Origin of the sequence: Oleiagrimonas sp. (assembly GCF_027858935.1) — a bacterium.
Taxonomy (GTDB): domain Bacteria; phylum Pseudomonadota; class Gammaproteobacteria; order Xanthomonadales; family Rhodanobacteraceae; genus Oleiagrimonas.
This window is the reverse complement of sequence record NZ_JAQIBU010000015.1, coordinates 1-10,278: the sequence shown is the minus strand read 5'-3', so window position 1 is coordinate 10,278 and position 10,278 is coordinate 1. Positions and strand designations below refer to the sequence as shown.

General features: G+C 66.3%; 14 protein-coding genes. 6 read left to right on the top strand and 8 right to left on the bottom strand.

Annotated features, from left to right (window positions below; all coding sequences use genetic code 11):
* Positions 1–249 (top strand): amino acid permease C-terminal domain-containing protein (locus PF446_RS00815; RefSeq protein WP_298068746.1); only part of this gene is annotated, 249 nt, incomplete at its 5' end.
* A gap of 435 nt (positions 250–684) precedes the next feature.
* Here PF446_RS00815 and PF446_RS00810 read toward each other — a convergent pair.
* On the bottom strand, positions 685–1,023 hold the full coding sequence (locus PF446_RS00810; protein WP_298068744.1) for a high-potential iron-sulfur protein: 339 nt from the start codon (positions 1,021–1,023) through the stop codon (positions 685–687).
* A gap of 205 nt (positions 1,024–1,228) precedes the next feature.
* On the opposite strand from PF446_RS00810, the gene PF446_RS00805 reads away from it, so the two are divergent.
* From PF446_RS00805 to PF446_RS00785, 5 genes are all read left to right on the top strand, one after another.
* Positions 1,229–1,870 carry a methylthioribulose 1-phosphate dehydratase gene (locus PF446_RS00805; protein ID WP_298068748.1) on the top strand — a complete coding sequence of 214 codons (642 nt, stop codon included), beginning with the start codon at positions 1,229–1,231 and terminating at the stop codon, positions 1,868–1,870.
* Positions 1,867–2,424, top strand: coding sequence for an acireductone dioxygenase (locus tag PF446_RS00800; RefSeq protein ID WP_298068742.1), 558 nt, complete (start codon positions 1,867–1,869; stop codon positions 2,422–2,424). The genes PF446_RS00805 and PF446_RS00800 overlap by 4 nt, the downstream gene beginning before the upstream one ends.
* 102 nt (positions 2,425–2,526) lie before the next feature.
* Positions 2,527–3,210: an acireductone synthase gene (mtnC, locus tag PF446_RS00795; protein WP_298068740.1), complete on the top strand. Its 684-nt coding sequence runs from the start codon at positions 2,527–2,529 to the stop codon at positions 3,208–3,210.
* 199 nt (positions 3,211–3,409) lie between these two features.
* Positions 3,410–3,814 carry a DUF202 domain-containing protein gene (locus tag PF446_RS00790; protein WP_298068738.1) on the top strand — a complete coding sequence of 135 codons (405 nt, stop codon included), beginning with the start codon at positions 3,410–3,412 and terminating at the stop codon, positions 3,812–3,814.
* A gap of 13 nt (positions 3,815–3,827) precedes the next feature.
* Positions 3,828–4,430, top strand: a complete 603-nt coding sequence (locus PF446_RS00785; protein ID WP_298068736.1) for a glutathione S-transferase N-terminal domain-containing protein — start codon at positions 3,828–3,830, stop codon at positions 4,428–4,430.
* 468 nt (positions 4,431–4,898) lie between these two features.
* On the opposite strand, the gene PF446_RS00780 is transcribed toward PF446_RS00785, so the two are convergent.
* The 7 genes from PF446_RS00780 to PF446_RS00750 form a co-directional block, all read right to left on the bottom strand.
* Positions 4,899–5,819 carry a glycerophosphodiester phosphodiesterase family protein gene (locus PF446_RS00780; RefSeq protein ID WP_298068734.1) on the bottom strand — a complete coding sequence of 307 codons (921 nt, stop codon included), beginning with the start codon at positions 5,817–5,819 and terminating at the stop codon, positions 4,899–4,901.
* 48 nt (positions 5,820–5,867) lie between these two features.
* Positions 5,868–6,488, bottom strand: coding sequence for a bifunctional phosphoribosyl-AMP cyclohydrolase/phosphoribosyl-ATP diphosphatase HisIE (gene hisIE / locus PF446_RS00775; RefSeq protein WP_298068732.1), 621 nt, complete (start codon positions 6,486–6,488; stop codon positions 5,868–5,870).
* Positions 6,489–6,524: 36 nt separating this feature from the next.
* Complete coding sequence (hisF, locus tag PF446_RS00770; protein WP_298068730.1) at positions 6,525–7,295, bottom strand: imidazole glycerol phosphate synthase subunit HisF; 771 nt, start codon at positions 7,293–7,295, stop codon at positions 6,525–6,527.
* The gene (gene hisA, locus PF446_RS00765; protein ID WP_298068728.1) at positions 7,289–8,023 is read right to left on the bottom strand and encodes a 1-(5-phosphoribosyl)-5-[(5-phosphoribosylamino)methylideneamino]imidazole-4-carboxamide isomerase; all 735 of its coding nucleotides are present in this window, start codon (positions 8,021–8,023) and stop codon (positions 7,289–7,291) included. Before hisA ends, hisF begins: the two co-directional genes overlap by 7 nt.
* Positions 8,024–8,044: 21 nt before the next feature.
* Positions 8,045–8,662, bottom strand: a complete 618-nt coding sequence (hisH, locus tag PF446_RS00760; RefSeq protein WP_298068726.1) for an imidazole glycerol phosphate synthase subunit HisH — start codon at positions 8,660–8,662, stop codon at positions 8,045–8,047.
* A complete protein-coding gene (gene hisB / locus PF446_RS00755; RefSeq protein WP_298068724.1) occupies positions 8,662–9,726 on the bottom strand; it encodes a bifunctional histidinol-phosphatase/imidazoleglycerol-phosphate dehydratase HisB in 1,065 nt (354 codons plus the stop codon). Before hisB ends, hisH begins: the two co-directional genes overlap by 1 nt.
* The coding region (locus PF446_RS00750) for an aminotransferase class I/II-fold pyridoxal phosphate-dependent enzyme (protein WP_298068722.1) at positions 9,723–10,278 on the bottom strand (556 nt) is incomplete at its 5' end. The genes PF446_RS00750 and hisB, both read right to left, overlap by 4 nt.

Sequence of the window (10,278 nt, the reverse complement as noted above, 5' to 3'; positions counted from 1 at the left end):
GCGGTCTGCGCGGGCGTGCTGATCCTGCGCTACACCTCGCCGGACCTGCCGCGCACGTTTCGCGTGCCCTGGGCGATTTTCACCTGTTCCGCCGGCGTGCTCAGCTGCATCTTCCTGCTGACCCGCATGAACTGGTTCAACTGGGCACTGATGGGTGCATGGACCGTGATCGGACTGGCGATCTACTTCATGTACGGCTACCAGCACAGCCTGCTTCGCCGCGACTCCGGGGTGCAGGAACAGGCCTGACCATACGCATGAGTATGGAAAAACCGAATTGAATCTACATTAAGTTTAATCAACAAGTCATTGTTTTATATATTTTTCATTTAACAATGCCTTGTTCTCATAACGAGATCACTAGCTGCAACTCTCACTCGGGAGTATGCTTTCGGGTCCGAGGGTTTTTCACTTGGCAGTGGGCCCCGGAATGCGGTCCGGGCGCGTCTGGCGGGTCAGCTCCTCAGCCAGGCGTGCCTGGGCAGCACCTGCCCGGTTGGGCGCCAGCTGGCATGGCACCGTTGCAAACCTCCCACCCGCGAATCGTTACGCGCATGCATGCGCGAAACCCCATGCCGTACTCCATAGCCGTGCGATTGGTGCTTCCTTGCGCGGGTCAGCGCGTAGCCATGAAAAAGGCCGGCAGATGCCGGCCTTTCCCGAAAACAAGAATGTAGCGTGTGGTCAGGACGCCTTCGGTTGGTGCGATACACACCAGCCCTTGGCGTTGACTTCCTTGCCAGGGAACAGTTGGCAGGGTCCCCAGGCGGCGCCGGACTTGCCCTTGTAGAACTGGCAGTTGCTGCAGTTGGAGCCAGCCTTGTGCTTGGGATTGCTCGTCTTGCTGGCGTTCTCTACATAGCCCAGGGCCTTGGCCGTCGGGTCGGACGGCGACAGGTGCGGCAAGCCGGCCGCACGCGCGACGCGCGGCATGATGCCAGCCACTGCGGCTACTGCGGCCGTGCCTGCGGCAATCTTCAAAAAGTTTCTGCGGGACTCAATGCTCGGGTCCTTGTGGGTCATTTTTTTGCCTCCATCATCAAGAACGCTTCCCGGCAAACTCGGCCGGCTTCCTTCTGGATACTACACCCGAGATTGTGCTAGCGCCTGAACAAAACACAGGGCAAGCGGATTTTTGCGACATTTTGCCGCCCCGCACCCGCAACGCAAGGCAATGCGGGCACGCATGCTAGTATCCGCCCAGTTTGGACGTCCATAAAAGACCATGATGAACGCCTCCGCCGGCTACGACCCGGAACGCCTCGCGATTTGTGCAGACGCCATTGCAGGGGCGGCACGCAACTTTGCCGCACTCGGCTGGACACCTGCCACCAGCAGCAACTTCTCGATGCGGCTGGACAGCGGACATGTGGCGATCACGGTATCGGGACGCGACAAGGGCCAGCTCGGGCGCGAAGACATCATGGTGGTGGACATGCACGACCAGCCCGTGGGAGAGCACAAGCGCCCGTCTGCGGAAACCGCCCTGCACACCCAGGTCTACCGGCGTCTGCCGGAAACCGGCGCCGTGCTGCACACCCATTCGCGCACCCAGAGCGTGGCCTCGCGCCTTTTCGCATCCGACAAGCGCGTGCGCCTGCAAGGCTGGGAGTTGCAGAAAGCGGTAAGCGGCTATGCCACCCACGACAGCACCCTGGATATCCCGGTGTTTGCCAACACCCAGCACATGCCGGAGCTGGTCGACCAGGTGGACGCCTGGCTGGACAGCGGTCAGCCACTGCATGGCTACCTGATCGATGGCCACGGCCTGTACACATGGGGACGGTCCATCGACGAGGCTCGCCGCCACCTGGAGGCCCTGGAATTTCTGCTCGGCTGCGAGCTTGACCTGAGGAGACTGCGCTCATGAGCCGCTTGAGAATCTTCGACCAGCACGATGGCGAAAACCCCACACAGCATTACGACCAGCACGGCGAGATTGCCCGTGCCCTGGACACGGTCGGCGTCCGTTTCGAGCGTTGGACCTGCGACAGCGAACTTCAGCCGGGCGCCAGCCAGGAGCAGGTGATCGCCGCCTACCGCGGCGACATCGACCGCCTGATGCGCGAGGGCGGCTACACCACGGTCGACGTCATCAGCCTGACGCCCGACCACCCGGACCGGGCGGCGTTGCGCCGCAAGTTTCTCGAAGAGCACACCCACAGCGAGGACGAGGTGCGCTTTTTCGTCGCCGGCGCCGGGCAGTTCACCCTGCATATCGACGACAAGGTGTACGAGGTGCTGTGCGAGGCCGGCGACCTGATCGGCGTGCCCGACGGCACGCGCCACTGGTTCGACATGAGCGAGTCCCCCCGTTTCATCGCCATCCGCCTGTTCACCAACACCCAAGGCTGGGTCGCGCAATTTACCGGCGAGGACATCGCGCAGCGCTTTCCACGCATGCAGGCGCTCGCCGGCAACTAGACCGAGGGCGACCACTCCGGGCACGAGGGTGCAGCGACTGCGCCGGCCTGCCCGAACCGCTATGCTCGTCCTCGTCCTCGTTCCCGGCTTCCGATCCTGTCCATGTCCGTACGTGCCATCCTCACCGACATCGAAGGCACCACCAGCTCAATCACCTTCGTCCATGATGTGCTGTTCCCGTACGCTCGCGAGCACCTGCCCGGCTTTGTCCGCGAGCACGCCGGATCGCCCGAGGTCCAGGCGCTGCTTGAAGACACGGCAACACTGGCACAACGCCGCGAAGCCGACCCGGAAGCCTTGATCGGGATCCTGCTCGGCTGGATCGACGAGGACCGCAAGGCGACACCGCTGAAAGCCCTGCAGGGCATGATCTGGGCGCACGGCTACAGCTCGGGCGCCTACCGCGCACACGTGTATGCGGAGGTCCCCGACCAGCTGCGCCGCTGGAAGGATGCGGGCATCGGTCTGTACGTGTATTCCTCCGGATCGATCCCGGCCCAGAAACTGATGTTCGGGCATACCGTGGCCGGCGACCTGACGCCGCTGTTCAGCGGCTACTTCGACACCCGCACGGGTGCCAAGCGCGAATCTGCGGCATACGTGCGCATTGCCAGCGAGATCGGCCAGCAGCCTGCGGACATCCTGTTTCTGTCCGACGTGGTCGCCGAGCTCGATGCCGCGCGCGCCTCCGGCATGCAGACCACGCTGGTGTGTCGTGGACCGCAAGGTTGCCCGGCGGACCCGCCCCATCCCTGCGTCACCCGCTTCGACCAGATCCGTGTTTGAGCGCGCCACGTGCGGATCGCAGTCCGTTCGAATGTGGCAACCAGTCAAGCATCTCCTGTTTCGGTGACGCCGATCTGGCCCCGTTCAAGCAGCCACGCTCGAAGCACGAGTCCGGCCCCGCCACTTGCCGCAACCGCGCATGCCGCCTAGGGTAAGAATGGTCCAAGCGGTCACATACCCACGTCCAGGAAACCCAACCATGCCCACCGAGCCAAACGAAACCAGCGTGGATCTATCGCGAAAACTGGTCTATCTGGCGGCTGAACGCACCCTCTCGGCCTGGATCCGCACGGCCCTTTCCCTGATGGCGCTGGGCTTCGTGATCGACCGCTTCGGCCTGATCGTGCATCGGATGCCCAGCGAACCGGGCCACAATCCGCTGCATCCACGCATGCTCTCCACCTGGGGCGGCTCGATCCTGGTCGCCATGGGCGCGCTGATGGCGCTGACCGCCGGCATCCGCTACCTGAACTTTGCCCGTGGCTACCATCGCGAGCGCGCCACCCGCACCGGCCGCAGCATCTACATGGGCAGCCTGTTCGCGTTGCTGCTGGCGCTGTTCGGCATCATCCTGATCATTGTGCTGACCACCATCCTGCCCTGAAGGAATCCCCTGCATGAAACTCTACGTCAGCCTCACCTCCCCGTTTGCACGCAAGGTTCGCGTGGCTCTGGAGGAGAAGCATCTGGCCGATCGCATCGAGACGGTGCTGGTCGACCCCTGGAATGACGATGGCACCCTGGCTGCCGTCAATCCGCTGCTGCAGGTCCCCACCCTGGCGCGGGACGACGGTCTTGCCATCACCAACAGCGACACGATCATGAACTGGCTCGACCGCGCCTACCCCGAACCGGGGCTGTGGCCGCAGGACCCGGACGCGCGGTTCCGCGCCGAGGCCGTCGCGGCCCTGGCGCAAACCGTGATCGAATATGCGGTGTTCCTGGTCATCGAGAGCCGCCGTCCGGAATCACAGCGCAGCGCGCACATGATCGAACGCCGCCGCCAGGGGATTGTTGACACCGCAGCAGCGCTGAACGATGGCTTCCACGCCAGCCAGGAGCAGTTCGACCTCGACAGCATCGGCGTGGCCTGCGCCCTGGCCTATGTCGACTTCCGCCACCCGCAACTGGACTGGCGCAGCCGGGCGCCGAAGCTGGATGCGTGGATGAAATGGGCACTGCAACGGCCGTCCATGAAGGCGACCGCACCACCCGCGTAGCCCGGATAAGGCCTCCGGCCGCATCCGGGATGGGACGCGGAGCGGCCCTCGGTTTGTGTACGGCGGTGTGAGGCTATTCCCCGGATGCGCTTTGCTTATCCGGGCTACGCGTCGGAGCCATTGCGCACCGCGCGGTACGGCTACGAATTTACGTCGGATGGTCGTAGCCCGGATAAGGCCTCCGGCCGCACCACAGGCACTTCCTACGGTCGCATCCGGGATGGGCCGCGGAGCGGCCCTGTGCTTTGGCTCGCGGTACGGCTTCCCCGGATGTGACCGAAGGGAATGCCCTTGGTGCGCTTTGCTTATCCGGGCTACGCGGGCTACGTGGTGGGCGTAGCCCGGATAAGGCCAAAGGCCGCACCACAGGCACTTCCTACGGTCGCATCCGGGATGGGCCGCAGAGCGGACCTCGGTTTGTGTACGGCGGTGTGAGGCTATTCCCCGGATGCGCTGCGCTTATCCGGGCTACGGGGCACTCATGACATCGCGTACGGATACTGCTGTGTCCGGAAAATCGCAGAACAGCGCATCCACACCCAGCGTCATGGCGGCCTGCAGCAATGCGCGTGGCGAGGCAAACGGCTCCGGGTCGGCGTCATCGCGGAAGGTCCACGCATGCACCTCCAGGCCCGCTGCATGCGCGGCATCGACCAGGCCGCTGTCGTTGCCGTGCCGGTCCCAGAGCATGGCGCGGTCCGGCGCAATGCCGCGAGCCCAGGGTGCCAGCGATGTCAGGAACGAAGCCCCTTCCACGCTTCTCGACGCAGCATCCATCAGCACGTAACTCGGGTTGCCGCAGGCCTCGAAGGCCTCGCGCAGCACCGCAGCATCGATACACTGCAGCCAGACCGGCGCATCCGGACCGTGCATGCCTGTCTTGAGCAACGCCTCGACCAGCGCTGGTACCGGATCGAGGCCACACTGGCGAAAGAACACCGGATGCTTGATCTCGGGATACACGCCCACGGTTCGACCCAGTTCCACGGACAGCTCGCGCGCCAGCGCCAGGATGGACGTGAACGTGGGCACCGGAAACTCGCCGTCGTGCCGATGCGGGCGCTGGGATTCGCGCTGCACACTGCGCAGTTGGCCGATTTCGGCGGCATCGAAGTCGCAGACCCACCAGTCCAGGCGGCCATCGAGAACGTCTCGGCGCCCGGCCAGGTCGGCATGCGAGGCCACGTCGGTGGTCGGCGACAGGATCAGGTCATGGCGCGCATGCAGCACGCCGTCACGACTCATCACCAGATCCGGTTCGATCACGTCCGCGCCGAGCCGCGCGCCCAGCGCATAACCGGCCAGGGTGTGCTCGGGCAGGTACCCGCTGGCACCTCGATGGGCAATGATGCGCGGCGCTCGGGCGTCGAGCGTATTCCAGGTCGGCATGCAGGCACTCCTTGCGGAAACACCCCGATGATAGCGCCGTGATCGGTCCTAATTCGCGTGCCGCTCGCGCAAACGCTTGACCACGTCGGAAAAATCCAGGCCGCGATCATGCAGCAGCACCAGCAGGTGGTAGAACAGGTCAGCCGCTTCGCCGACCAGCGCATCGTCGTCCTGCGCCACTCCGGCCAGGGCGGTTTCGACGCCCTCCTCGCCCACCTTCTGCGCAATGCGCCGCGTGCCGCCCTCGAACAGACGCGTGGTATAGCTGCCCTGCGGGCGTTCAACCTTGCGTGTCGCCACCAGCGTATCGAGCTGGCCGGCAAAGGCCAGCGCCGGCGCACTGGCATCGCCAAAGCAGCTGTCGCTGCCCAGATGGCAGGTCGGGCCGTGCGGGAGCGCCTGCACCAGCAGCGTATCGGCGTCGCAATCGGCATACATGCGGACCAGTTCGAGCACATGGCCGGAGGACTCGCCCTTGGTCCACAAGCTCTGCTTGCTGCGGCTGAAAAACGTGACCTGGCCGCATTCCAGCGTCCGGGCCAGTGCATCGCGGTCCATGTAGCCCAGCATCAACACACGGCCATCGTGCGCGTGCTGCACGATCGCGGGCAGCATGCCGTCGCCCTTCGCCCAGTCCAGGTGGTCGAATTCAGATCGCGCTTGGGTCACGTCAGGCTCCGGAAAAAAAGTTGGGGAAAACAGGGCTCAGGGGCGAACCGCGATGCCCGCCTCGCGCAAGCTGCGCTTGAGGTCGGGAATCGCGATCGCCCCGGAATGGAACACGCTGGCGGCCAGCGCCGCATCGACGTCGGCCTGAGCAAACACCTCGGCAAAATGGGCCGGCGTGCCGGCGCCGCCCGAGGCCACCAGCGGCACGCTGCAGATCGCGCGCACCGCGGCCAGCTGCTCGATATCGTAGCCCGCGCGCACGCCATCGGTGCCCATGCAGTTGAGCACGATCTCGCCCGCGCCCAGGCGCTGCGCCTCGGCGACCCAGTCCAGGGTGCGCCGGCGCAGGGCACGGGTCTTGTCCGGATCACCGGTGTACTGGCGCACGCGCCATTCGCCGTCGGCGTCGCGCAGGCTGTCCACCCCGACCACCACGCACTGCACGCCGAAGGCCTCGGCCAGCTCGCCGACCAGTGCCGGTCGCTCCAGCGCCGGTGAGTTCACCGACACCTTGTCGGCGCCCGCATGCAGCACCTCGCGCGCGTCATCGACACTGCGGATGCCGCCGGCGACACAGAACGGGATGTCGATCACCCGCGCCACGCGCTCGACCCAGGCGCGATCCACGCGGCGCCCTTCCGGACTGGCGGTGATGTCGTAGAACACCAGTTCGTCGGCGCCGGCATCGCGGTAGCGCAGGGCCAGGTCGACGATGCCGCCCATGACCTTGTGGTCGCGAAAGCGCACGCCCTTGACCACCTGGCCATCGCGCACGTCCAGGCACGGGATCAGGCGGCGCGTCAGCATGACAAGGCCTCGCCCAGGCTGAAACGCCCTTCCAGCAGCGCCCGGCCCAGCACGATGCCGGCGGCACCGGCCTGACGGGCCGCGCGCACGTCGTCCAGCGCACGCGCGCCGCCGGAAACCTGCACCGCCAGCGATGGAGCGATCTCGCGCAGATGTGCCAGCAAGTCCATGTTGGGACCGGACAGGGTGCCGTCGCGGTCGATATCGGTGCACAGCAGATGCCGCGCTCCGACCCCGGCATAGCGCGGCGCCAGTTCGTCCAGGGTCAATTCCTCGTCCTCGGTCCAGCCGGCGCTGGGCAGGCGCCAGGCAGCGTCGCGCCAGCGGGTATCCAGGGCCAGAGTCAGGCGCTCGGGACCAAAACGCGTCAACCAGCCGGCAACACGCTCGGGATCGCGTACCGCGATGCTGCCAACCACCACGCGCTCCACGCCGGCCTGGTGCAGGCGCTGGACATCGTCGGCACTGCGCACGCCCCCGCCGGCCTGGATGCGCAGGCTGGTCTGGGCCAGCGTGCGCAGGATTTCCAGGTTGTCCAGGCGACCGCTGCGCGCGCCGTCCAGGTCGACCACGTGCAGCCACTGGGCGCCGGCGACGGCGTACTGCTGCGCCAGCGCCAGCGCATCCACGGCATAGCTTGTCTGCTTGTCGTAGTCGCCCTGGTACAGGCGCACCACCTGGCCTTCGCGCAGGTCGATGGCGGGAATGACGGTAAACGATTCACTCATGTGCAGGATTCCCTGGAGGCATCACGCCGCCGGGTCGAGGGCCAGGAAGTTGCCGAGCAAGCGGGCGCCGACGGCAGCCGACCGCTCGGGATGAAACTGCATGCCGCAAAAATTGCCGCGGCGGACCACCGCGCTGAACGCCATGCCGTGATCGCTGCGCGCCAGCGTATCCGGCCCGAGGGGAGCGGCGTAACTGTGCACGAAATAGGCATGGGCGTCGGTGGACTCCAGGCCGTACAGCAGCGGATCGTCGCGTTCGGCAACCAGCGCATTCCAACCCATGTGCGGCACGCGCAAACCGCCAGCGCGGGGGAAGTGCCGCACCTGGCCGCGCACCACGCCCAGGCATGGCGTATCGCCTTCCTCGGAATGCTCGAACAGCAGTTGCATGCCCAGGCACACGCCCAGTACCGGCTGCGTCAGATCACGGATCACTGCATCCAGGCCGCTGGCACGCAAACGCGCCATGCCCGGTGCGGCCGCGCCCACGCCGGGCAGGATCACATGGCTGGCGGCGCGAATGCGCGCCGGGTCGTCACTCATCGCCGCGTCCACGCCCAGTCGCTCGAGCGCGTAGCGCACCGAACCGATATTGGTGCCCCCGGCGTCGATCAGGACCACGTCCGGCGCAGTCGCCATCACAACGATCCCTTGGTGCTGGGCAGCGCATCACCCTCGCGACGCACCGCCTGGCACAGCGTGCGCGCCACCGCCTTGAAGCAGCCCTCGACCATGTGGTGCGCGTTCTCGCCGCGCACGCTCAGGTGCAGGTTGGCGCCCAGGGTCTCGCACAGCGAGCGGAAGAAGTGCGGCACCATCTCGGTCGAAAGCTCGCCCACCTTGTCGCGCGGGAAGTGGCCCTCGAACTCGAACCAGGGCCGCCCCGAAAGATCCAGCGCAGCGCTGGCCAGGGTCTCGTCCATGGGTACGGTGAAGCCGTAGCGGCCGATACCGCGCTTGTCGCCCAGCGCCTGGCGCAGCGCCTGGCCCAGGGCCAGCGCGCTGTCCTCGACGGTGTGGTGTTCGTCCACGTGCAGGTCGCCCTCACAGACCAGCGACAGCGAAAAACCGCCGTGCTTGCCGATCTGTTCGAGCATGTGGTCGAAATAACCGATGCCGGTGCGGATCTCGGGCTCGGCGGCAGCGTCCAGGTCGAGCTTCACTCGGATGTGCGTCTCGCGCGTATCGCGGCTGACCTCGGCCGTCCGCGGCGCGTCGCACAGGCGGTGCGCGATATCCATCCAGCCCATGCCCTGCGGGCCCACGCGCATGCCGCGCACGCCCAGGTTGGCGGCAAACTGCATGTCGCTCTCGCGGTCGCCGACCATCGCCGAGGCCGCGCGGCTCCAGCCGTCATCGGCCAGGTAATGGCGCACCAGTCCGGTGGCCGGCTTGCGGTTGCCGCTGCCCTCCTCGGGCATGCTGCGATCGATCAGCACCTCGCTGAAACGGATGCCCTGCGAGTCCAGCAGCCGCAACAGCAACGCATGCGGGCCGTCAAAGTCGGACTGCGGAAAACGATCGCTGCCCAGGCCGTCCTGGTTGGTCACCATCACCAACGTGTAGCCGGCGCCGACACAACGGCGCAACGCCGGGACCACGTCCGGCAGCAGGGCCAGCTTCTCGAAGCGGTCGATCTGCTCGTCCGCGGGCTCCTCGATCAGGCAGCCGTCGCGATCGAGAAAAAGAATCTTGCGGTTCATGCGCTCTCCATGATGCTGCGCAACGCGGCCAGCAGCTGCGCGTTCTCGTCCGGCGTGCCGATGGAAAAGCGCAGGCAGCCGGCCAACCCCGGATAGCGTCCCACATCGCGCACCACGATGCCCTGTGCGACCAGCGCGCGGTAGACCCCGGGCGCATCGTCCAGCAGCACGGTGAGGAAATTGGCGCGCGAGGGATGCACCGTTTGCACGCCGGGCAATGCCACCAACAGCGACGCCAGGCGTTCGCGTTCGGCCACGGTGGTGGCGATGCGTTCGCGCGCGAGGTACCGGCTGTCCTCATCCAGCGCGCGCAGCGCTGCGTCCACGCACGGCGTGGGCAACGGATACGGCGCCATGATCCGGCGCAGCAACGCGATGACTTCAGGGTTCGCCAGCAGCGTGCCGATACGCGCGCCGGCCAGCGCCCAGGCCTTGGACAGGGTCCGCAGCACGCCAAGGTTGGCATAGCGGTCCAGCAGCGTGGTCGCGGACGCGGCGCCGGCGTATTCCATGTAGGCCTCGTCGACGATCACCAGGGCGCGCTCGGCCAGC